Origin of the sequence: Catellatospora sp. KI3 (assembly GCF_029948125.1) — a bacterium.
Classification (GTDB): Bacteria; Actinomycetota; Actinomycetes; order Mycobacteriales; family Micromonosporaceae; genus Catellatospora.
Map to the genome: position 1 here is coordinate 12,616 of NZ_JASAMB010000040.1, position 22,455 is coordinate 35,070.

Consider the following 22,455-nt stretch of genomic DNA (forward strand, 5'->3'; position numbering starts at 1 on the left):
ACGGAGGTGTCGTCTTGAGTGTCCGCGAACAGCAGTCCGCCCGGATCGCCGTGCTGCGCGAGCAGCTGGGCAAGCGGGTCGTGGTCCTCGACGGCGCCTGGGGCACCGTGCTGCAGCGGATCGGCCTGGTCGACGCCGACTACCGCGGCGAGCTGCTGAAGGACTTCCCGCGCGACGTCAACGGCGACCCGGACGTGCTGAACCTGACCCGGCCCGACGTCATCCTGGACGTGCACCGCCAGTACCTGGCCGCCGGGGCCGACATCACCTCCACCAACACGTTCACCGCCACCAGCGTCGGCCAGGCCGACTACGGGCTGGAGGCGTACGTACGCGAGATGAACGTGCAGGCCGCGCGGCTGGCCCGCCAGGCCGCCGACGAGTTCGGCCAGCGCTGGGTCGCCGGTTCGGTCGGCCCGCTCAACGTCACCCTTTCGCTGTCGCCGAAGGTCGACGACCCCGCCTACCGCGCGGTCACCTACGACCAGGTCAAGGCGGCGTACGCGGAGCAGATCGCCGCGCTCGACGAGGGCGGGGTCGACCTGCTGCTCATCGAGACCATCTTCGACACGCTCAACGCCAAGGCCGCCATCGCCGCCGCGCGGGAGGTGGCCCCGCACCTGCCGCTGTGGCTGTCCGTGACGATCGTCGACCTCAGCGGCCGCACGCTGTCCGGCCAGACCGTCGAGGCGTTCTGGCGCTCGATCGAGCACGCCCACCCGCTGGTCGTCGGCGTGAACTGCGCGCTGGGCGCGACCGAGATGCGGCCGCACGTGGCGGAGCTGGCGCGCATCGCGAGCACGCACATCGCCGCCCACCCCAACGCGGGCCTGCCCAACGCGTTCGGCGGCTACGACCAGACCCCGCAGGACACCGCCGACCTGCACGGCGAGTTCGCGTCGTCGGGGCTGGTCAACATCATCGGCGGCTGCTGCGGCACCACGCCGCCGCACATCGCCAAGCTCGCCGAGGCGGTCAAGGGCATGGCGCCGCGGCAGGTGCCGACGCCCGCGCCCGCGACCCGGTTCAGCGGCCTGGAGCAGTTCGCGATCGGCCCGGACACCGGGTTCGTCATGATCGGCGAGCGCACCAACGTGACCGGGTCGGCGAAGTTCCGCCGCCTGATCGAGGCCGACGACCACCAGGGCGCCGTCGCCGTGGCGGTGGAGCAGGTGCGCGGCGGAGCGAACCTGCTGGACGTCAACATGGACGCCGACCTGCTCGACAGCGAGCAGGCGATGACCACGTTCCTCAACCTGATCGCGACCGAGCCCGAGGTCGCCCGGGTGCCGATCATGGTGGACAGCTCCAAGTGGAGCGTCCTGGAGGCCGGGCTCAAATGCGTGCAGGGCAAGGGCGTGGTCAACTCGATCAGCCTCAAGGAGGGCGAGGAGCTCTTCCTCGACCAGGCCCGCCGCATCCAGGGCTACGGCGCGGGCGTGGTGGTGATGGCCTTCGACGAGCAGGGCCAGGCCGACACCGCCGAGCGCAAGGTCCAGATCTGCGCGCGGGCCTACGACCTGCTCACCCAGCAGGCCGGGTTCGCCCCCGAGGACATCATCTTCGACCCGAACGTGCTCGCGGTGGCGACCGGCATCGCCGAGCACAACGGCTACGCCAAGGCGTTCATCGAGGCGCTCCCGCAGATCAAGCAGCGCTGCCCCGGCGCGCGGACCAGCGGCGGCATCTCCAACCTGTCGTTCGCGTTCCGCGGCAACGACGTGGTGCGCGAGGCGATGCACTCGGCGTTCCTGCTCCACGCGGTGCGCGCCGGGCTGGACATGGGCATCGTCAACGCCGGCCAGCTCGCCGTCTACCAGGACATCCCGGCCGACCTGCTGGAGCTGGTCGAGGACGTGCTGTTCGACCGCCGCCCCGACGCCACCGACCGGCTGGTCGCCTTCGCGGGCAAGGTCAGCGGCGGCGGCACCAAGCGCGAGCTGGACCTGTCCTGGCGCGAGGCGCCGGTGGCGCAGCGGCTGTCGCACGCGCTGGTGCACGGCATCGTTGACTTCATCGAGGCCGACACCGAGGAGGCGCGCCAGCTGGCCGACCGCCCGCTGGAGGTGATCGAGGGTCCGCTGATGGACGGCATGAAGGTCGTCGGCGACCTGTTCGGTTCGGGCAAGATGTTCCTGCCGCAGGTGGTCAAGAGCGCCCGGGTGATGAAGCGGGCCGTGGCCTACCTGGAGCCGTACATGGAGGCGGAGAAGGAGCAGGCGCGCCTGGCCGGGCGGGCCGTGTCCGCGCGCGGCAACGGCAAGGTCGTGCTCGCCACGGTCAAGGGCGACGTGCACGACATCGGCAAGAACATCGTCGGCGTGGTGCTGGGCTGCAACAACTACGAGGTCATCGACCTGGGCGTGATGGTGCCCGCGGCGACCATCCTGGACACCGCGGTCGCCGAAGGCGCCGACATCATCGGCCTGTCCGGCCTGATCACCCCGTCGCTGGACGAGATGGTCAACGTGGCCCAGGAGATGAACCGGCGCGGCCTGAAGCTGCCGCTGCTGATCGGCGGGGCCACGACGTCGCGGCAGCACACGGCGGTGCGCATCGCTCCGGCGTACGAGTCGCCGACGCTGCACGTGCTGGACGCCTCCCGGGTCGTGGGCGTGGTGTCGGACCTGCTCGACGCCGAGCGCGCCGAGGACCTGGCCGCCCGTACCCGGACCGAGCAGGCGCGGCTGCGCGAGGAGCACCTCAACCGCACCCGCCAGCCGCTGCTGACGCTGGAGCAGGCCCGCGCCAACCGCGAGCGGGTCGACTTCAGCGAGCTGCCGGTGCCCGCCTTCACCGGCATCCGGCAGGTGACGCCGACCCTGGCCGAGCTGCGCGAGATGATCGACTGGCAGTTCCTGTTCCTGGCCTGGGAGCTCAAGGGGAAGTTCCCGGCGATCCTGGACCAGCCGCAGGCCCGTGAGCTGTACGACGACGCCAACGCCATGCTCGACCAGATCATCGCGGACGGCTCGCTGCGCGCTCACGGCGTCTACGGCTTCTGGCCCGCGCACAGCGACGGCGACGACATCATCGTCGACACCGCCGCCGGCCCGCTGCGCATGCCGATGCTGCGCCAGCAGACCGCCAAACCCGAGGGCCGCCCCAACCGCGGCCTGGCCGACTACGTGGCACCCGCGGGCGACCACGTGGGCGGCTTCGGCGTGGCCATCCTCGGCGCCGAGGAGCTGGCGGCGAAGTACGAGCAGGAGCACGACGACTACAAGGCGATCATGGTCAAGGCGCTGGCCGACCGGCTCGCCGAGGCGTTCGCCGAGTACCTCCACCTCAAGGCGCGCCGCGACTGGTACGAGCCGGACGCGAACCCCGCCATCGAGGACCTGCACGCCGAGCGGTTCCGGGGCATCCGGCCCGCGTTCGGCTACCCGGCCACGCCCGACCACACCCTCAAGCGCGAGCTGTTCGACCTGCTCGACGCGGAGAGCGTGGGCCTGGGGCTGACCGAGTCGTTCGCGATGACGCCCGCGGCGGCGGTCAGCGGCATGCTGCTGGCCCACCCGGACTCGCGCTACTTCACCGTCGGCCGCGTGGGCCAGGACCAGTTGGCCGACTACGCCGCCCGCCGGGGCGTCGAGGTCGCCGAGGCCGAGAAGTGGCTGCGCCCCAACCTCACGTAATCCCGAGATATTCAGCAACTTCGAAGTAAGCAGTTCTGAAGAAGCTGCCCGCAAAAACTGTGGCTCAGGCTATGGCGGTCGTCCTTTCCCGCACAGAAGGAGACCGCCATGGCCCTGTCCGACACGCAGACCCGGCCCTCGCCCGCCGAGCCGCACCCCGCCACCTCACTGTTCGTCAACGGGTACGTGCCCCGGCGGCGCGGCCTGGTCGTCACGATCGGCCTGCTGCTCGGCTTCGTGCTGACCATCGTCTGGTCGGCCGAGTTCGTCGACTCCACCATCGGCGACAGCGTCGCCAACACCCTGCTCGGCCACGACGCCAAGGGCACCCCGATCGCCGGCATCGCCGCCGGGATCGCGTTCGCCTTCGTCACCGGCATCGCCGGCACGTTCACCGCCTGCAACATCGCCGTGTTCGGCGCGATGAGCCCGATGCTGGGCCAGGACAGCCGCAGCAGCCGGGTGCGCCAGCTGCTGCGGCCGCTCGGCTGGCTGTCCGTGGGCATGATCAGCGTGTCCGCCCTGTACGGCGCGCTGGTCGGCCTGGTCGGCACGAGCATGCCGCAGTTCTCCACCGCGCCCAGCACCCCCGGCGTGCTGTCCCCGCGCAGCATCCAGTCGATGGTCGTCTTCGGCCTGATCGGCCTGATCATGGTCTACCTCGGCCTGGCCGCGCTGCGGCTGGTGCCCGACCCGTTCGCGGGCATCGCCCGGCGCAGTCCGAACGCGCCCATGGTGTTCATGGGCGTGCTGATCGGCGGGTTCCTCATCGGACGGCCGTTCGGGCTGTTCCGGATGCTGTTCCGCGACGCCGCCGACAGCGGCAACCCGCTCTACGGCGCGGGCGCGTTCGTGCTGCAGTCGCTGGGCAACATCATCATCATGGCGGTGCTCCTGGCCCTGATCACGCTGCTGTTCGGCGGCGGCGTGCAGCGGTGGCTGGCGGCCAGGCCCGCGCGCATGACCGTGATCGTCGCGGTCGCGTTCCTGATCGCGGGGGCGTTCACGTTCCTCTACTGGGACGTCCGGTCGCTGGAGCGGCGCGGCATCATCCCCTGGTACCCCGTCGCCCCCTGGGTCTGAGGCGAGGAAGGGCACCTCTTGCCGCATTCCGCGGTAGACGGTGCCCTTCCTCCGGGAAGACCCGAACCCGGCAGCAACGCGACACCCGTCGAATTCCTACTGGAGAAGTAGATTATTCTGGTCCGATGAGCAGCCCCCTCAGGTCCACCGTGGCCGGTGCCGCCACGCTCGCCGTGCTGGTACTGGCCGCCTGCGCACCCCAGGACGAGCCCACCCCGGGCGCGTCGACCTCGGCCGCGCCCGCCGCCTGCGCGCCCGGCACCCTCAAGACGGTCACCGCCGGCAAGCTGACCGTGGCCACCGACGACCCGGTCTACCCGCCGTGGTTCGCCGACAACAAGCCCGACAGCGGCCAGGGCTTCGAGTCCGCCGTCGCGTACGCGGTCGCCGCGAAGCTCGGCTACGCCAAGGACCAGGTCGTCTGGGTCCGGGTCACCTTCAACGCGGCGATCGCGCCGGGCGCCAAGACGTTCGACTTCGACATCAACGAGTTCTCGATCACGCCCGAGCGCCGGCAGGCCGTCGACTTCTCCGCGCCGTACTACGACGTCACCCAGACCGTGATCACGGTCAAGGGCTCGAAGATCGCCGGGGCGAAGTCGCTCGCCGACCTCAAGCACGCCAAGCTCGGCGCCCAGGTCGGCACGACCAGCTACCGGGCGATCACGGAGATCGTCAAGCCGGACGCCGCGCCCGCCGTGTTCAACAACAACGACGACGCCAAGAAGCAGCTGCAGAACGGCACCGTCGACGGCATCGTGGTGGACCTGCCGACCGCGTTCTACATGACCGGCGCCGAACTCGACGGCGGCGTCATCGTCGGCCAGCTGCCGCAGCCCTCGGGCACGCCCGAGCAGTTCGGACTGGTGCTCGACAAGGGCTCGGCGCTGACCTCGTGCGTCAGCCAGGCCGTGGACGCGCTGCGCGCCGACGGCAGCCTCGACGCGCTGACCAAGCAGTGGCTGGCCGGGGTCGCCGGGGCCCCGACGCTGGGATAGCGTGCGCCGGTGACCGCCATCTCCGATGCCGACGACGGCTACCGCCCCAGCCCGCTGCAGCTGGCCCGGGTGGCACACCGGCGGCGGCAGACCGTCGTCTCCGTCGTCGTCGCGTCTGCCTCGACCGCCGTGGTCGGGGTGCTGGCCGTGGTGGCGGTCACCGGTGCCCCGGGCTGGGACCGGGTCAAGCAGTCGTTCCTGGACCCGGCCGTGGCGCGCGAGTCGCTGCCGCTGATCCTGGACGGGCTGTGGCTAAACGTACGGCTGCTGGCCTTCTGCGCGGTCGGGGCGCTGCTGCTCGGCCTGCTCATCGCGGTGCTGCGGACGCTGCGCCCGGCGGTGTTCTTCCCGCTGCGGGCCCTGGCCGCGTCCTACACGTACCTGTTCCGCGGCACGCCGCTGCTGATCGTGCTGTACCTGCTCACCTTCGGCGTGCCGGGGCTGCGGCTGCAGGGCACCCCGTCGCTGCTGGTGCTGGGCGGCATCGCGCTGACCATCGTGTACGCGGCGTACCTGGCCGAGGTGTTCCGGGCCGGGATCGAGTCGGTGCACCCGTCGCAGCGGGCCGCCGCCCGGTCGCTCGGACTGACCTACCGGCAGACGATGCGGCACGTCGTGCTGCCCCAGGCACTGCGCCGGGTCGCCCCGCCGCTGCTCAACGACCTGGTGGCGCTGCAGAAGGACGTCGGGCTGATCTCGCTGGCCGGGCCTATCGACGCGATCCGGATGGCGCAGATCCAGACCGCGCAGACCTACAACTACACGCCGTACCTGGTCGCCGGGGCGCTGTTCGTGCTGATGGCGATCCCGCTGATCGCGGTCACCGACGCGGTGACGCTGCGCGCGGCCCGCCGCCAGTCCGCTGAGGCCGCCGCGTGAGCGCCCCGGCCGTGCCGCCGGTGCTGTCCTGCCGGGGCGTGCGCAAGGTGTTCCGGGGCGGCGTGGTCCTGCGCGACCTGGACCTGGACGTGGCCGAGCACGAGGTCGTGGTGCTCATCGGCGCGTCCGGTTCGGGCAAGTCGACCCTGCTGCGGTGCGTGAATCTGCTGGAGCCGCTCGACGACGGCAGCATCCACCTCGACGGCGAGCACATCACCGATCCGCGCACCGATCCGGACCGGGTGCGGCGGCGCATCGGCATGGTCTTCCAGTCGTACAACCTGTTTCCGCATCTGAGCGTGCTCGACAACGTGACCCTGGCGCCGCGCCGGGTGCACGGGCAGCCCCGCGCCGACGCCGAGGCCGACGCGCTGCGGCTGCTGGCGCGGGTCGGGCTGGCCGACAAGGCCGGGGAGTTCCCTGACCGGCTGTCGGGCGGGCAGCAGCAGCGGGTCGCGATCGTACGGTCGCTGGCCTGCGCGCCCCGGCTGATGCTGCTCGACGAGGTCACCTCGGCGCTGGACCCGGAGCTGGTCGGCGAGGTGCTGAGCCTGGTCCGCGAGCTGCGTGCCGACGGGATGACCATGGTCATCGCCACGCACGAGATGGGCTTCGCCCGCGAGGTGGCCGACCGGGTGTGCTTCCTGGACCAGGGCCGCATCGTCGAGCAGGGACCGCCGGAGCAGGTGCTCGCCGATCCGGCGCAGCCGCGCACCCGCCAGTTCCTCGACCGCGTCCTGGCCTCGGGCCGCCTCTGAACCGCCCACTGCCCTAGCCTGGTCCGATGAGCGAACGCCGCGATCCGATCACGATAGTCGCGTACGACGCCGCCTGGCCGGTCTCGTTCCAGGCGCAGCGGACGCGGATCGAGTCGGCGCTGGCGGGGCTGCTGGTCGGGCCGGTCGAGCACATCGGCAGCACCTCGGTGCCGGGCCTGGCCGCCAAACCGATCATCGACATGCTGGCCCGGGTCGACGCCTACGACCGGGCCGCCGCGATCGAGGCGGCGATGGCCGGGATCGGCTGGGTCCACGCCCCCGAGCCGGGCGACGAGGCCGACCGCAAGCTGTCGTTCTGCCTGCCCGACGTCGCGCACCGCACCCACCACCTGCACGTGGTCGAGGCCGCCTCGACCGGCTGGCCGACCTGGCTGGCCTTCCGCGACCACCTGCGCGCCCACCCCGCCGACGCCGCCGCGTACGGCGAGCTCAAAGCACGGCTGGCCGCCGCCGACGACCGCGACCGCCCCCGGTACCGGGCCGCCAAGGCCCCGTTCATCGCCGACGTCCTGCACCGCATCACCATCGGGGGAAGCCAAGCCGACGAAGATCGCCCATAATCGATTAGTGCGCAGATTCCCCGATGCCGGGCCGTGGGAGATCCTCGGCCTGCTGCTGAGCGTGGCCATGGTGGTCACCGGAGCGCTGGCCTTCGGTCCGGCGCTGGCCCAACGCCGCGCCTACCTGCAGATGATGTCCTGCCAGGAGCCCGGCGGGCCGCCCGGCTGCCTGCCGGCCGAGCGGGCCGAGGTCACCCGCATCGCCGAGGCCGGCGACGCGATGGGGTCGTACCACGTCTACTACCTGAACGGGGAGTCGGAGTACTCGTTCACCGACTTCAGCAAAGACCTGGTCCGGGTCGGCGCGAACATCGCGATCGTCCGGTGGCGCGGCCGGGTGCTGGCCGTCGAGACCGCCGACGGCTGGGTCGTCACCTACAAACCCGGCTCGCAACTGCTCGTCTACGTGTACCTGGCTCTGATCCTGTTCGGGGCCTGGCTCGCCCTGCTGGTGCTCGTCAACGTGTTCGTATCCGTGCCGCTGCGGCTGGTGCCGCTGGTCGAGGCGGCGCTGCCCCTGCTGCTGGTCGCGATGGTCATGGTGGTGTCGCTGCTCGCCGCGTTCGGCCTGGCGACCTGGCTGGGCGTGCTCGTGGCCGCGCTGTGCGCGATGCTCATCGCCAACTCCGCCTGGGACAACCGGGAGAGCACCCGCAGGATGTGGCGGCGCGCGCTGGGCCGCGACGACGGCCCAGCACGCTGAGCGCTACTGGAACCCGACCACCGGGTGCGGCAGGTAGTGCTCCTCCAGCAGGGTGACCTCGTCGTCGGTCAGGCGCAGTTCCAGCGCCGCCACCGCATCCTCCAACTGGTACGGCTTGGTCGCGCCCACGATCGGGGCGGTCACCGCCGGATGCCGCGCCACCCAGGCCAGCGCGATCTGCGCCCGGGGCACGCCACGCCGCTGCGCGACCACGCCCACGGCGTCGATGACGCGCCGGTCGGCCGCCTCGGTCGCGTCGTAGAGCATGCCGCCGTACGCGTCGGTGGACTGGCGGTCGCTGGTGGCACCCGGCTCGCGGGTGAGGCGGCCGCGCGCCAGCGGGCTCCACGGCAGCACCCCGATCCGCTGGTCGAGGCAGAGCGGCAGCATCTCGCGCTCCTCCTCGCGGTGGATCAGGTTGTAGTGGTTCTGCATGGTGGCGAACCGGGTCCAGCCGTGCAGGTCGGCGGTGTAGAGCGCCTTGGCGAACTGCCACGCGTACATCGAGGACGCCCCGAGGTAGCGCGCCTTGCCCGCCTTGACCACGTCGTGCAGCGCCTCGAGCGTCTCCTCGATCGGCGTCTTCGGGTCCCAGCGGTGGATCTGGTACAGGTCGACGTAGTCGGTGCCCAGCCGCCGCAGGCTGTTGTCGATCTCTGTCATGATCGCCTTGCGGCTCAGCCCGGAGCCGTTCGGACCGGGCCGCATCACGCCGTGCACCTTCGTGGCGATGACGACCTCGTCGCGGCGGGCGAAGTCGCGCAGCGCACGGCCCACGATCTCCTCGCTGCTGCCGTCGGAGTACACGTTGGCGGTGTCGAAGAAGTTGACACCCAGCTCGATCGCGCGGCGGATGAACTCGCGGCTGTCGTCCTCGGGCAGGGTCCAGGTGTGCGCGCCCCGATCGGGCTCGCCGTAGCTCATGCAGCCCAGGCACAGCCGGGACACGTCCAGGCCGGTGGGGCCCAGTTTCACATACTCCACGATCATGCACTGTACCCACGGACCCCGCACGCCGTCTTCACGAGATCACCACCTCCCGGGCCGGGGAAGGTGCTTCGATCCGAGCATGCTCTTGCGGGCGCTGCGGTCGTAGGCGGCAAGGTCCCGTAGGTTCGGGGTATGACGACGCTGCCCGCCGCGGTCGCCGCCCGGATCGACCTGCACCTGGCCGCCCTCGACGCGCGGCTGCCCGGCTTCGCCGACTCGGTGTACGTCGTCGGCTCGGCGGCGCTGGGCGCCTGGCAGCCCGACCGCAGCGACATCGACCTGCTGATCGTGACCGGCCGCACGGCGACCGCCGACGACCTGGCGACGCTGGGCGCGCTGCACGAGACGGTGCTGGAGCGGCCCTACCTCGATGCCGTCTACCTCGACCGCGGGTCGCTGGCCGCGCAGCCCGCCGACCGGCGGCAGGTGCCGTTCGCGGTCGACGGGCGGCTGCGCACCGACACGGGCTGCGGCGAGCTGACCCCGGTGCTGTGGCTGACCCTGCGCCGGTACGGCGTGGCCGTGCGCGGACCCGAGGCCGCCGACCTGGGCATCCGGCCCGACCCCGACGGCCTGCGCCGGTACAACCTGGACAACCTGCGGGAGTACTGGCAGCCGCTGGCGGCGCAGATCCGCATGTTCACCGACGGCTCCCCCGACGACACCCCGGTCCCCGCCGACCAGGTGGTGTGGATGCTGCTCGGCCCCGCCCGCCTGCACCGCACCCTCGCCCACGGCGACATCATCACCAAGTCCGCCGCCGCGGCGTACCTGGGCGAGCACTTCCCCCAGTGGGCCGAGCCCGCCGACCGGGCCGCCCGCCACCGGTCCGGGCAGGACGTCACGTTCACCATCGCCGACCTGCGCGCCGGCGCCGACCTGACCGACGCCGTCACCACCGACGCCTGGTCCCGCTTCGCCCCTACACCCTGACCGGGTCCAACTCCCGACACAGCCGCCAAGCTGGTCACGCGCCCACCCGCTTCGCGGCGCGCACGGTCGCTGGAGTGTTCGCGGGTCTGACACGGTGAAGCACTCGATCTTCTCCGTGTCCGCACGGCATCTGCACCGCCGTCGAGGACACCACCCGCCCCCGCCTCGACGGAAAGCTCAAGCCCCACCCGGCTCCGTGAGCCGATCCGACCCGACCCGACGTTGATCGCGACCTGCGGTCAGCGTCTCGGCCCCAGACCCAGCGTTCGACCGCAGACGGCGATCACCAGGGGATCCGGCCCCATGATCGGCGTCCGGGGTCGCGGACAGTGCCTCCGGAGCACCCCGCGACCAGGCTTCCCTCCGGCTCGCCCGTTCTGCTGCGATCAGGTCCGGACCGGAGCTGTCGCCATGGTGACAGCTCGGTGGGGTGGCGGGGGTCGTTGAACCGGTCGACTGACGACTGTCGAGGAGGACCGGTGCGCAACAGGGTGGCCAGGGCTGGCCTGGCGATGCTGATCGGGGTCGCGGCCACGCTGGCCGGTCTGGTCACTACCGGTGCACCGGCCTACGCGGATCACAGCGTCTCGACCACGTTCACCGCCACCGGCGGCGAGCAGTCGTGGACCGTGCCCGCCGGGGTGGGCAGCGTGCACGTCGAGCTGGTCGGCGCGCGCGGCGGCGACGGTGCCGGGGGTGGCGACGGGGGTCGGCGCGGGCAGCGCGTCTCGGCCGAGCTGGCCATTCCGGCCGGGGTGACCCGCCTGTGGGTGGAGGTCGGCCAGCCGGGCGACGGCGCGCAGCCCGGCTTCGGCGGCGGTGGCGTCGGCGGGGCCGGGGCGCCCTACCGCGGGGGTGCGGGCGGGGGCGCGTCGGATGTGCGTACCTGCTCGCTGGGCGGCCCGTGCGACTCGCTCGGGTCGCGGCTGCTGGTGGCCGCGGGCGGGGGCGGCGGGGCGGGGCGCTGCTTCGCGATCGGCTGCGGCGCCTCGGGCGACGGCGGCGACGCGTCGGTGGACGCACCCGGTGGCGGCGGTATCCCGTTCAGCCTCGGCGGCCTGCCGGGCAGTGCGGGCGGGCAGGGCCGGGGCGGGGACGGCGCGTTCGCCGTACCGGGGTCGACCGGTGGCGGCGGCGGTGGCGGCGGGGGCGGCTGGTTCGGGGGCGGCGGCGGGTCTTCCGGGGGCGCTCCCCCGGCGCCGCTGCTGGCCGGGTTCGACGGCGGCGACGGCGGCGCGGGTGCGAGCTACGCCGGGGCCGGGAGCAGCGCCGTCGTGGTCGAGGAGACCGACGCCGAGGCGTCGGTGACGATCAGCTACCAGGTGTACGGCACGAGCCTGGCCTTCCTCGGCGCGGGCTCCGGCCCGATCGGCGCCCCGGCGACGCTGCGGGCGAGGCTGACCCGCACCGGCTCGGGTGCCCCGGTCGCGGGGGCGCCGCTGGTGTTCGCCCTGGCCGGGGTCGCCGACTGCGGCGCGGTCACCGACGGCGCCGGTGAGGCGAGCTGCGTCGTCACCCCGCAGGCACCCGCCGGGGTACGCGCGCTGCGGATCGCCTACGCCGGCGACACCGTCCACGAGCCCTCCTCCTACTCGGGCACGTTCGAGGTGCGCCGCAAGCCGACCGCCCTGCACTGGACCGGCGCGGTCACCGGGGACTACCACGACCCGGCGCGGCTGGCGGCGAGGCTGACCCTGACCGACACGGGCGCACCGCTGCCGGGGATGCCGGTGGAGCTGGCGCTGAACGGGGCCGAGACGTGCACCGCCGTCACCGGCGCGGACGGCGTGGCCGCCTGCGAGGTGGTGCCGCAGGAGCAGCCGGGCGGGTACACCGCGACGGCGTCGTACGCCGGGGACGCGGTGCACCTGCCGTCGGGGACCGGGGCCGGCTTCACGGTGACGCGGGAGCAGACGCTGCTGTCGTACCAGGGCGATCTGAATGTCGCCGACGACGAGCCGGCGCGGCTCGCGGCCCGGCTCACCGAGGGGTCGGTGCCGCCGGTCGCCGGTGACGGTACGCCGGTGGCGGGCGCCCCGGTGGTGCTGTCGCTGGGCAGCGGCGCGACCAGGCAGTCCTGCACCGCCGACACCGGCCCGGACGGCGTCGCGGCGTGTGTGATCGCGAAGGCGGCGCAGCCGCTGGACGCGTCGGGGCGGCTGCCGGTGTCGGCCGCGTACGCGGGCAGTGTCTTCTACGAGCCGGGCCAGGCCGCCGCGACCGTGGGGCTGCAGTTCGTGACCGGTCGCGCCACCGGGCTGTCCGGCAGGCTGAAACTGCTGGTGGGCACTGTGCAGGTAGCCGCGACCCCGGACACCGGTCCGGTCCGGGTGGCGACCCCGTTCGCCACGGCCACCCCGTGCACGGGTTCGCTGTCGCTGGTGGCGCTGCAGGCGTCGGCGCTGTGCGCGAAGGTGGTGGCGACGACGGCGCCGGGGACGGCCACCGCGACCGCGACCGTCGACTCGGTGGAGCTGGGGCTGCCGGGGCTGCCCGCGATCTCGCTGCGCGACCTGCGCGCGGTCTCGGCGTCGAGCTGCGGCGGGCCTTCGGGGTCGGTGGCGCTGGGCCGGGTGCTGGTCGGCGGGGTCGCGGTCGACGTGGGTACGGCCGCGAACACGACCGTGCCGCTGCCGGGGCTGCCGGGCGCCACGTTGACGGTGAACGAGCAGGTGTCGGTGCCGGGCGGGCTGACCGTTACGGCGGTGCACCTGGTCGTGCCGCCTACGCTGGGTGTCAGTGCCGACCTGGTCATCGCCTCGGCGAGCAGCACCATCGGCAACTGCCGCTGACCCGCCTCGCCACCGGCGGCCGTAAGTCGGTGATCGGCGTGGAGAAGTGGGAATCGTGCGCTAGATTTGGCGGTTGGCTGGATTCGGCCAATAAAAAAGAACGGCGCTAGAGCGTCCGTTCTGCCAGACAGTACAGCACGAAGGAGACGGGCTTGTCAAGCTCCCCCGCCGCCGACCGGGATGCCGAGCTCACCGCCGAGCAGGAGTACGTGTCCATGCTCTACGGCCGCCTCGACGACCTGCGCGAACGGGCCTCGGCCCAGCTCGCGCAGACGCTGCTGCAGAGCGGCGGCACGCTGCAGGAACGATCGCAGCGCGACTCGCTGATAGGCCGCTACACCGACCAGGTGGCCACCTTCGGGGCGGTGGAGAACGGGCTGTGCTTCGGCCGCCTGGACTTCCTCGACGGCCACCACCACTACATCGGGCGCATCGGCATCTTCGACGAGGACGGGGAGTACGAGCCGCTGCTGCTCGACTGGCGCGCCCCGTCGGCCCGCCCGTTCTACCTGGCCACCGCCGCGTCCCCGCAGGACGTGCGGCGCCGCCGGCAGATCCGCACCTCCGGCCGCAAGGTCACCGACCTCGACGACGAGGTGCTGGACCTGGAGACGGCCGCGGCCGCCGCGCACCACGACGGTCTGACCAGCGAGGCGGCCCTGTTCGCGGCGCTGGGCGCGGGCCGCACCGGCCGGATGCGCGACATCGTGCAGACGATCCAGGCCGAGCAGGACCGCATCATCCGCGCCGACCTCAGCGGGGTGCTGGTGGTGCAGGGCGGTCCGGGCACCGGCAAGACCGCGGTGGCGCTGCACCGGGCGGCGTACCTGCTCTACACGTTCCGGCAGGAGCTGTCGACGCGGGCGGTGCTGGTGCTGGGCCCGAACGAGACGTTCCTCAAGTACATCTCCCAGGTCCTGCCGTCGCTGGCCGAGACCGGCGTGCTGCTGCGTACCGTCGGCGACCTGTTCCCGGGGGTGAGCGCGCACGGGACGGAGTCGGACGCGGCCGCCGAGGTGAAGGGGCGGGCCGTCATGGCCGACGTGCTCGCCAAGGCGGTCCGCGACCGCCAGCGGGCCCCGGAGGACTACCTGGAGATCGCGCTGGAGAACGGCGACCACCTGGTGCTGGACCGGGCGGCGTGCGAGGACGCCCGCGCCAACGCCCGCCGCACGGACAAGCCGCACAACCTGGCCCGGTCCGTCTTCGACACCGAGATCATCCACGCGCTGTCGCTGAGGTACGCCGACGCCATCGGGATCGACCCGTACGCCGACGACCCGCTCGGCGGCGGCGACGCCCCCGGCGATCCGCAGCTGCTGGAGGAGGCCGACCTGGCCGAGATCCGGCGCGAGCTGGCCGGAGAGCCGGGCGTGCAGACGGCACTGGACTGGCTGTGGCCGGTGCTCACCCCGCAGACGCTGCTCACCGACCTGTACCGCAGCCCCGGCCGGCTCGCCTCGGCCGCGCCGATGCTGTCGGAGGCGGAGCGGGAGCTGCTGGCGCGCCCGCGCGGCGCGGCGTGGACCCCGGCCGACGCGCCGCTGCTGGACGAGGCGGCCGAGCTGCTGGGCGAGGACGACCGGGACGCCGAGCTGCTGGCCCGGTGGCGGCGGCGGCAGCAGGCCGCGTACGCCGAGGGTGCACTGGAGATCCTGCACGGCTCCCGGTCGATCGACCTGGAGGACGAGATCGACCCGGAGATCCTCACCGCCGTCGACCTGCTCGACGCCGGGATCCTGGGCGAGCGGCACGAGGAGCGCGCCCTGCTCACCGCGGCCGAGCGGGCCGCCGCCGACCGCAACTGGGCGTTCGGGCACGTCATCGTCGACGAGGCGCAGGAGCTGTCGCCGATGGCGTGGCGGCTGCTGATGCGGCGCAGCCCCAGCCGGTCGATGACCGTGGTCGGCGACGTCGCGCAGACCGGCGACCTGTCCGGCATCTCGGCCTGGGGCCAGGCGCTGGAGCCGTACGTCGGGCAGCGGTGGCGGCACGAGGAGCTGACCGTCAACTACCGCACCCCGGCCGAGATCATGGCGCTGGCCGGGAAGGTGCTGACCGAGATCGACCCGGCGCTGCTGGCGCCCCGCTCGGTCCGCAGCACCGGCACCGAACCGGAGCTCATCGCGGTGGCCGACGGCGAGCTGGCCGGCGCGGTGGCCAGGACCGCGCGGGCCGAGGCGGATCCGGCGACGCTGACCGACGGGCGGCTGGGCGTGCTGGTCCCGGCGGGGCTGCTCGACGAGGTCGGCGCGGCCGTGCTGGCGGTGCTGCCGAAGGCGGGCCTGGGCGTCCAGGCCGACCTGGAGAACCAGGTGGTGGTGCTGACGGTACGCCAGGCCAAAGGGCTGGAGTTCGACTCCGTGGTGGTGGTCGACCCGGCCCGGATCGTCACCGAGTCGCCGCGCGGCCACAGCGACCTGTACGTCGCGCTGACCCGCGCCACCCAGCGCCTGACCGTGCTGCACCCGGCCGGTTCGCCGCTGCCCTGGTGACCGTCGTCCCGCGACCCGCCCGCGTCCGCGCGGGCGGGTCGCGGGACGACGCGTTCCGGCGGGTACGTCAGAATGTGGGCATGGCTGCGGTGGTGCGGGTGGCGGTGATCGTGCTGCTCGTCCTCGCGCTCCTGCTGGGCGCGGTATGGGCCCTGCAGCGCCGCCTCATCTACCTGCCCGACCGCGCCTCGCCCGGCCCCGCCGGACGCACCCTGCCCGGCGCCCGGGACGTGGAGCTCACCACCTCTGACGGTCTGCGCCTGACGGCGTGGCTGGTGCCGCCGACCGGCCCCGACCGCGACATCGCGGTGCTGTACGCGCCCGGCAACGGCGGCAACCGGGCCGGGCGCGCCCCGCTGGCCGCCGCGCTGGCAGCCCAGGGGTTGACGGTGCTGCTGCTCGACTACCGCGGCTACGGCGGCAACCCGGGCAGCCCGGATGAGGAGAAACTGGCCCGCGACGCGCGTGCCGCGCGGGCGCACCTGGTGACCGTCGAAGGCGCCGACCCGCAGCGGCTGATCTACTTCGGAGAGAGCCTGGGCTGCGCGGTGGCCACGGAGATGGCGGTGGAACTGCCGCCGGGCGGGCTGCTGCTGCGCTCGCCGTTCACCGACCTGGCGGCGACCGCCGCCGAGCACTACCCGTTCCTGCCGGTACGGCTGCTGCTGCGCGACCGCTTCCCGGTCGCCGAGCAGATCGCCCAGGTCAGCGTGCCTACGGCGGTCGTCTACGGCAGCCGCGACACCGTGGTGCCCACCCGGCAGAGTGAGCTGGTGGCGGCCCGCGCGGGCGGGACGGTCGAGGTCACCGTCGTCGCCGGCGCCGATCACAACGACCCGGACCTGTTCGACGGACCGCAGGTCGTCGCCGCCGTCACCCGCCTGGCCGACCGCATCGACCACGCCACCCGCTGACCACCCGCCGACCCGGCACCGCCCTGCGCCGTCACGCCCCGCTTTCAACGACGTTGGCCTGTCTCAGCGAACGAATCGAGATCATTTTCGATGAGATAGGCCAGCGCTTATGAAAGACGGGACGGGGCGGGGCGGGTCCGGGGGAGGCTGGGCGGGGTGGGTCAGGCGAGTTTTCTGGCCGCCTGCAGGGCGGTGGCGAGGGTCTCCAGGAGCGGGGCGGCGCCGGCGTACGAGAAGCGCGGCTCGCTCAGCCACGGGGTGATCTGACCCGCCTTGACCGCGGGCAGCCCCGCCCAGGTCGGCTTGGCGGCCAGGTCGGACGGCTGCAGGGTGCCGGAGCGCGAGTCCAACAGCAGCACGTCGGCGGCGTACTTGCCCGCCTTCTCCCAGCTCAGGCTCTCGAAGAAGCCGCCCTCGACATTGTCGGGCTTGACGAAGGTCACGCCCAGCGACTCGAAGTAGGTCAGGTCGGCGGCCGAGCTCGGCGTGGAGACGTAGAACAGGTCGGCGCTGCCGGAGCAGGCCATGACCTTGAGGCCGCCGTTGGCCTTGGCGGCGGCGCGGATGGCCTCGGCGGCGGTGTCGAAGCGCTTCTTGGCGTCGGCGACCGGGGCGGCGTCGAGGTCGGCGCCCAGGGAGGCGGCGAAGGCGGCGTACCGCTCGATGATCTTCTGCAGGTCGGTGCCGATCATGTTGAACGCCACGCTCGGCGCGAGCTGCGCGATCTTGTCCTTGGCCTCGTCCGGGACGTACCAGAGGGCGTCCTTGACGTAGGTGTTGGTGACCAGCAGCTCGGGGTTGAGCGCGGCGTACTTCTCGACGTTGAACTCGCCCCAGGCGTTGCCCAGCACGGTCAGCTCCTTGACCGGCAGGTTGCCCGCCTGCGGGTCGGCCGAGCCGTCCTTGAGCACCGTCGGCCCGAACACGCCGGCGACCTTGACGCCGAAGTCGTGCAGGGCGGCCGCCGTACCCGTGAAGGCCACGATGCGGGTGGGCGCCACGTCCTTGGTGACCTTGACGCCGCGGTCGTCGGTGAACGCCCACGGTCCGGCGGGGGTCGCGGTGGCGGCCGGGGTGTCGGTGCCGCCGCAGGCGGCGAGTGCGGCGCCGAGACCGGCCAGGCCGGCGGCGCCGAGGAAGCCGCGACGGGTCAGGTTCGTGGGACGTGCCATGATGGTGCCTTCTTTCGGGGGTACGGCTGAGCTGCTTCCCGCCGAGCGGGCTGCGGTGAGGGTAGGCTAACCTAAGCCCATGCCCCCGGCTGAACCACCCCTCGCATCTCCAGTCCCACCTGCACGGACGCACCCCATCCCGCGTGCCGCGGGTCTGCTCGCCGCCGCGCTGCTGCTGGCCGCCGTCGCCGCCGCCAGCCTGGCGCTGGGCACCAAGCAGGTCCCGCTCGCCGACGTCTGGACCGGCCTGCTCCACCCCGACGGCCGCGAGAACCACGTCATCGTGCACGACCTGCGCCTGCCCCGTACGCTGCTCGGCCTGCTCGTCGGCGCGGCCCTGGGCCTGGCGGGCAGCGTCATGCAGGCGCTGACCCGCAACCCGCTGGCCGACCCCGGCCTGCTCGGCGTCAACGCGGGCGCGGCCGCCGCCGTGGTCAGCGCCGCCAGCTTCCTCGGCCTGCGCTCGCTGTCGGGCTACCTCTGGTTCGCCCTGCTCGGCGCCGCGGTCGTCAGCGCGATCGTGTACGCCCTCGGCGGCGGCCGCCACGCCACCCCCGTCCGCCTGGCCCTGGCCGGCACCGCCCTCACCGCCGCGCTCACCGGCTACGTCAGCGCGGTGATCCTGCTGGACAGCGCCGCGCTGGACATCATGCGCTTCTGGACGGTCGGCTCACTGGCCTCGGCCAACCGCGACGTGCTCGGCCAGGTCGCGCCGATCCTGCTCGCGGGCATCGTGCTGGCGCTGCTGCTGGCCGCCCCGCTCAACGCCCTGGCACTGGGCGACGACGCCGCCCGCGCGCTGGGCGCCCGCACCGACCGCACCCGCGCCCTGGCCCTGATCGCGATCACGCTGCTGTGCGGGTCGGCCACCGCCGCCTGTGGGCCGATCGTGTTCCTGGGCCTGCTCGCCCCGCACCTGGTCCGCCCACTCAGCGGCCCCGACCTGCGCTGGCTGCTGCCGTACGCCGCGCTGCTCGCCCCCGCGCTGCTGCTGGCGGCCGACGTGCTGGGCCGGATCGCGGCCCGCCCCTCGGAGCTGCAGGCCGGGATCACCGTCGCGGTGCTGGGCGCGCCCGTGTTCGTCGCGCTGGTCCGCCGCCGGACGGTGCAGCGGTGAGCGCCGGCCGCACCGTGCTGCGCGGCGGTGCCCTGTCGCTGCGCACGCCCACCCGTGCCCTGGTCGCGGGCCTCATCGTGGCGCTGGCCGTGCTCGCGCTGGCGGTCTGGCTGATCGGCTTCGGCGACTTCCCGATGTCGCCGCCGGACGTGGTCGAGGTGCTGCTGGGCGAGGGCACCCCGGCGCAGCGGTTCATCGTGACCGAGCTGCGGCTGCCGCGCGTGGCCGTGGCGCTGCTGGTCGGCGTCGCGCTCGGGCTGGCCGGGGCGGTGTTCCAGAGCGTCACCCGCAACCCGCTGGGCAGCCCCGACGTGGTCGGCTTCGGCTTCGGCTCGGCCACCGGCGCGCTGGTGGCGATCGTGCTGGTCAACGCCGGGGCCGTCGGCACCAGCATCGGCGCCGCCGCCGGCGGCCTGCTGGCCGGGCTCGCGGTGTGGCTGCTGGCCTGGCGGCGCGGCAGCAGCGGCCAGCGCATCGTGCTGGTCGGCATCGGCATCGCCGCCGCACTGAACTCCGTCAACAACTACCTGCTCACCCGGGCCGAGTTCTTCGACGCCACGCGCGCCACGGTATGGCTCACCGGCTCGCTCAACGGCCGCGACGCCGCCCACGTATGGCCGCTGCTCGCGGCGGTGCTGGCGCTGGCGCCCGTGGTCCTGCTCGGCGGCCGCGCCCTGCGCGCCCTCGAACTCGGCGACGACGCCGCCCGAGCGCTGGGCATCCACGCCGACCGCACCCGCCTGGTCCAGCTCGCCGCGGCGGTGCTGCTCACCGCGGCCGCCACCGCGGCGGCGGGCCCGATCGCGTTCGTGGCGCTGACCGCGCCCCAGCTCGCCCGGCGCGTCACCGCCGCGCCCGGCCCCAACCTGCTGCCCGCCGCACTGGTCGGGGCCGGGCTGGTGCTGGCCGCCGACGGCGCCGCCCAGCACGCGTTCGGCGGCACCCAACTGCCGGTCGGCGTGCTCACGGGCCTGCTCGGCGGCGTCTACCTCGTCTGGCTGCTGTACCAGCAGCGCCGGGCCGGCCGCATATGACCACCCACCCCAGTCCCTCCGCCCCCCAGGAGCAGACCGTGACCAGGCTGACCGCCGACGACCTCACCCTCGCCTACGACGGGCGCGTGGTCGCCACCGGGCTGAGCGTGTCCATCCCCGACGGCTCGTTCACCATCATCGTGGGCCCGAACGCGTGCGGGAAGTCGACGCTGCTGCGCGCGCTGTCCCGCCTGCTGCGCCCGGTCAAGGGGCAGGTGCACCTGGACGGGCAGGCGATCTCGTCGCTGCCCACGCGCGAGGTCGCCCGGCGGCTGGGCCTGCTGCCGCAGTCGTCCATCGCCCCGGACGGCATCACGGTGGCCGACCTGGTCGCGCGCGGCCGGTACCCGCACCAGGGCCTGCTGCGCCAGTGGTCGCGCGAGGACGAGCGGATCGTCACCGAGGCGATGGCCGCCACCGGCGTGGCCGACCTGTCCGACCGGGCCGTCGACGAGCTGTCCGGCGGCCAGCGGCAGCGGGTCTGGATCGCGATGGCGCTGGCCCAGCAGACGCCGCTGCTGCTGCTGGACGAGCCGACCACGTTCCTGGACATCGCGCACCAGATCGAGGTGCTGGAGCTGTGCCGCACGCTGCAGCAGCAGGGGCGCACGCTGGTGGCGGTGCTGCACGACCTGAACCAGGCCGCCCGCTACGCCACGCACCTGATCGCGATGCGGGGCGGCTCGGTCGTGGCGGAGGGCGCGCCCGGTGACGTGGTCACGCCGGAGCTGGTCGAGCAGGTGTTCGGGCTGCCGTGCCGGATCATCGAGGACCCGGAGACCGGTACGCCGCTGGTCGTGCCGCGTGTCGTTCGGTAGACACAGCGTCCGGTAGAGACAGCTGACGGGACGCGCCGGGCTCTGGTCCGGCGCGTCCCGCTGCGGGCACCCCCTACCGGGACACCCGAGAAGGCCGGGCACCTGCCACTCCCCCAAGCAGGCGGTGGTGCCCGGCCTCTGCCTTACTCGAGGCCGTTGCGGCCGATCACTTCGGCGTACCAGCGGGCGCTGTCCTTGACGGTGCGCCGCTGGGTGTCGTAGTCGACCCGGACGATGCCGAAGCGCTTGCCGTACCCGTAGCCCCACTCGTAGTTGTCCATGAGCGACCAGGCGAGGTATCCGCGCAGGTCGGCACCCTCGGACAGGGCCGCGTGCACGGCCCGCAGGTGCCCCTCCAGGAACCCGATCCGATCGGTGTCGTGCACCCGGCCGTCCTCCACGACGTCCGCGTACGCGGCCCCGTTCTCGGTGATCATCAGCGGGGTGTCGGGGTAGTCCGTGGCGAGCCGCATGAGCAGCTCGTACAGGCCCGACGGGTCGACCGGCCAGTCCATGTCGGTGACCGGGTGCGGCTGGCGCACCTCTTCGATGCCCTCGCTGCCGGGGTTGGTCAGCCCGGCGGTGGCGCCGATCTTCGCCCGGACCAGCGCGGGCTGGTAGTAGTTCACCCCGAGCAGGTCGATCGGCGAGGCGATGACCGCGTCGTCGCCCGGCTTGATCACGTGCGCGGCCCCGAACCGGTCGAACAGCGCCCGCATGTCGTCGGGGTAGTAGCCGCGCAGCACCGGGTCCAGGAAGATCCGGTTCTGCAGGCCGTCGATGTGCCGGGCGGCCGCCTGGTCGTGCGGGTCGGCCGGGTTCAGCGGCCGGACCGAGGTCATGTTCAGCGTCAGCGACACCTCCCGCGCGCCGCCGGCCCGCAGGGCGCGCACGCCCAGGCCGTGGGCGAGCAGCAGGTGGTGCAGCGCCTCGAACGACGCCTTGGCGTCCTGGCGGCCCGGGGCGTGGATGCCCGAGGCGTAGCCGAGGAACGCCGAGCACCACGGCTCGTTGAGCGTGGTCCAGGTCGCGACCCGGTCGCCGAGCTTGGCCACCATGGCGGCGGCCAGGTCGGCGAAGTAGTACGCGGTGTCGCGGTTGGTCCAGCCGCCCCGGTCCTCCAGCACCTGCGGCAGGTCCCAGTGGTACAGGGTGGCCATCGGCGAGATGCCCTTGGCCAGCAGCTCGTCGACGAGGCGGTCGTAGAAGTCCAGGCCGCGGCCGTTGACCGGGCCGGAGCCGTCGGGCTTGATCCGCGGCCAGGCGACCGAGAACCGGTAGGTGCCCAGGCCGAGCTCGGCCATGATCGCCACGTCGTCGCGGTACCGGTGGTAGTGGTCGCAGGCCACGTCACCCGTGTGCCCCTCGAACACCTTGCCCGGAGTGCGGGAGAAGGTGTCCCAGATGCTCGGAGTGCGGCCGTCGTCGCTGGCGGCGCCTTCGATCTGGTAGGAGGCCGTGGCCGCGCCCCACCGGAAGCCCTGCGGGAACCGCAGGGCAGTACCGGTGAGCTGGTCTGGTGCTACGGCGGTCACGACTTCACCGCTCCT

17 protein-coding genes are annotated in these 22,455 nt (G+C 73.1%); 14 read left to right on the top strand and 3 right to left on the bottom strand.

Annotated features, from left to right (window positions below; all coding sequences use genetic code 11):
* Positions 1-14 precede the first annotated feature (14 nt).
* The 7 genes from metH to QEZ54_RS34670 all read left to right on the top strand — a co-directional run bounded on the left by metH (position 15) and on the right by QEZ54_RS34670 (position 8,640).
* Entirely contained in the window at positions 15-3,638 is a 3,624-nt protein-coding gene (metH, locus tag QEZ54_RS34640) for a methionine synthase (protein WP_281309007.1), read from the top strand.
* Between the two features lie 108 nt (positions 3,639-3,746).
* A complete protein-coding gene (locus QEZ54_RS34645; protein WP_281309008.1) occupies positions 3,747-4,721 on the top strand; it encodes a hypothetical protein in 975 nt (324 codons plus the stop codon).
* Positions 4,722-4,846: 125 nt separating this feature from the next.
* Entirely contained in the window at positions 4,847-5,719 is an 873-nt protein-coding gene (locus tag QEZ54_RS34650) for an ABC transporter substrate-binding protein (RefSeq protein ID WP_281309009.1), read from the top strand.
* 18 nt (positions 5,720-5,737) lie between these two features.
* Positions 5,738-6,598: an amino acid ABC transporter permease gene (locus QEZ54_RS34655; protein WP_281309021.1), complete on the top strand. Its 861-nt coding sequence runs from the start codon at positions 5,738-5,740 to the stop codon at positions 6,596-6,598.
* Positions 6,599-6,609: 11 nt separating this feature from the next.
* A complete protein-coding gene (locus tag QEZ54_RS34660; protein ID WP_348650606.1) occupies positions 6,610-7,356 on the top strand; it encodes an amino acid ABC transporter ATP-binding protein in 747 nt (248 codons plus the stop codon).
* A gap of 26 nt (positions 7,357-7,382) precedes the next feature.
* The gene (locus QEZ54_RS34665; RefSeq protein ID WP_281309011.1) at positions 7,383-7,937 is read left to right on the top strand and encodes a GrpB family protein; all 555 of its coding nucleotides are present in this window, start codon (positions 7,383-7,385) and stop codon (positions 7,935-7,937) included.
* 7 nt (positions 7,938-7,944) lie between these two features.
* On the top strand, positions 7,945-8,640 hold the full coding sequence (locus QEZ54_RS34670; RefSeq protein WP_281309012.1) for a hypothetical protein: 696 nt from the start codon (positions 7,945-7,947) through the stop codon (positions 8,638-8,640).
* Between the two features lie 3 nt (positions 8,641-8,643).
* Here QEZ54_RS34670 and QEZ54_RS34675 read toward each other — a convergent pair whose 3' ends face one another.
* Positions 8,644-9,624, bottom strand: coding sequence for an aldo/keto reductase (locus tag QEZ54_RS34675; protein ID WP_281309013.1), 981 nt, complete (start codon positions 9,622-9,624; stop codon positions 8,644-8,646).
* A 138-nt stretch (positions 9,625-9,762) separates the two neighbouring features.
* On the opposite strand from QEZ54_RS34675, the gene QEZ54_RS34680 reads away from it, so the two are divergent.
* The 4 genes from QEZ54_RS34680 to QEZ54_RS34695 all read left to right on the top strand — a co-directional run bounded on the left by QEZ54_RS34680 (position 9,763) and on the right by QEZ54_RS34695 (position 16,764).
* Complete coding sequence (locus QEZ54_RS34680) at positions 9,763-10,563, top strand: nucleotidyltransferase domain-containing protein (protein WP_281309014.1); 801 nt, start codon at positions 9,763-9,765, stop codon at positions 10,561-10,563.
* 479 nt (positions 10,564-11,042) lie between these two features.
* Complete coding sequence (locus tag QEZ54_RS34685) at positions 11,043-13,355, top strand: choice-of-anchor P family protein (RefSeq protein ID WP_281309015.1); 2,313 nt, start codon at positions 11,043-11,045, stop codon at positions 13,353-13,355.
* A gap of 215 nt (positions 13,356-13,570) precedes the next feature.
* Positions 13,571-15,850, top strand: coding sequence for an AAA family ATPase (locus QEZ54_RS34690; protein ID WP_281309022.1), 2,280 nt, complete (start codon positions 13,571-13,573; stop codon positions 15,848-15,850).
* An 80-nt stretch (positions 15,851-15,930) separates the two neighbouring features.
* A complete protein-coding gene (locus QEZ54_RS34695; RefSeq protein ID WP_281309016.1) occupies positions 15,931-16,764 on the top strand; it encodes an alpha/beta hydrolase in 834 nt (277 codons plus the stop codon).
* Between the two features lie 161 nt (positions 16,765-16,925).
* Here the strand turns inward: QEZ54_RS34695 and QEZ54_RS34700 are convergent, their stop codons facing one another.
* The gene (locus tag QEZ54_RS34700) at positions 16,926-17,936 is read right to left on the bottom strand and encodes an ABC transporter substrate-binding protein (RefSeq protein WP_281309017.1); all 1,011 of its coding nucleotides are present in this window, start codon (positions 17,934-17,936) and stop codon (positions 16,926-16,928) included.
* A 79-nt stretch (positions 17,937-18,015) separates the two neighbouring features.
* On the opposite strand from QEZ54_RS34700, the gene QEZ54_RS34705 reads away from it, so the two are divergent.
* From QEZ54_RS34705 to QEZ54_RS34715, 3 genes are read left to right on the top strand one after another with little or no spacing between them, the layout of a single operon-like run.
* Positions 18,016-19,053, top strand: coding sequence for an iron chelate uptake ABC transporter family permease subunit (locus tag QEZ54_RS34705; protein ID WP_281309018.1), 1,038 nt, complete (start codon positions 18,016-18,018; stop codon positions 19,051-19,053).
* A complete protein-coding gene (locus tag QEZ54_RS34710) occupies positions 19,050-20,087 on the top strand; it encodes an iron chelate uptake ABC transporter family permease subunit (RefSeq protein ID WP_281309019.1) in 1,038 nt (345 codons plus the stop codon). Before QEZ54_RS34705 ends, QEZ54_RS34710 begins: the two co-directional genes overlap by 4 nt.
* The gene (locus tag QEZ54_RS34715; RefSeq protein ID WP_281309020.1) at positions 20,084-20,905 is read left to right on the top strand and encodes an ABC transporter ATP-binding protein; all 822 of its coding nucleotides are present in this window, start codon (positions 20,084-20,086) and stop codon (positions 20,903-20,905) included. The genes QEZ54_RS34710 and QEZ54_RS34715 overlap by 4 nt, the downstream gene beginning before the upstream one ends.
* Positions 20,906-21,048: 143 nt before the next feature.
* Here the strand turns inward: QEZ54_RS34715 and QEZ54_RS34720 are convergent, their stop codons facing one another.
* Positions 21,049-22,440, bottom strand: coding sequence for a GH1 family beta-glucosidase (locus QEZ54_RS34720; RefSeq protein WP_281309023.1), 1,392 nt, complete (start codon positions 22,438-22,440; stop codon positions 21,049-21,051).
* Positions 22,441-22,455: the final 15 nt, after the last annotated feature.

Excerpts from the sequence above, each read along its gene's own strand:
- QEZ54_RS34695 (WP_281309016.1), top strand. The coding sequence starts at position 15,931 with ATGGCTGCGGTGGTGCGGGTGGCGGTGATCGTGCTGCTCGTCCTCGCG.
- QEZ54_RS34705 (WP_281309018.1), top strand. The coding sequence starts at position 18,016 with ATGCCCCCGGCTGAACCACCCCTCGCATCTCCAGTCCCACCTGCACGG.
- QEZ54_RS34645 (WP_281309008.1), top strand. The coding sequence starts at position 3,747 with ATGGCCCTGTCCGACACGCAGACCCGGCCCTCGCCCGCCGAGCCGCAC.
- QEZ54_RS34715 (WP_281309020.1), top strand. The coding sequence starts at position 20,084 with ATGACCACCCACCCCAGTCCCTCCGCCCCCCAGGAGCAGACCGTGACC.
- QEZ54_RS34665 (WP_281309011.1), top strand. The coding sequence starts at position 7,383 with ATGAGCGAACGCCGCGATCCGATCACGATAGTCGCGTACGACGCCGCC.
- QEZ54_RS34690 (WP_281309022.1), top strand. The coding sequence starts at position 13,571 with ATGCTCTACGGCCGCCTCGACGACCTGCGCGAACGGGCCTCGGCCCAG.
- QEZ54_RS34680 (WP_281309014.1), top strand. The coding sequence starts at position 9,763 with ATGACGACGCTGCCCGCCGCGGTCGCCGCCCGGATCGACCTGCACCTG.
- QEZ54_RS34700 (WP_281309017.1), bottom strand. The coding sequence starts at position 17,936 with ATGGCACGTCCCACGAACCTGACCCGTCGCGGCTTCCTCGGCGCCGCC.
- QEZ54_RS34650 (WP_281309009.1), top strand. The coding sequence starts at position 4,847 with ATGAGCAGCCCCCTCAGGTCCACCGTGGCCGGTGCCGCCACGCTCGCC.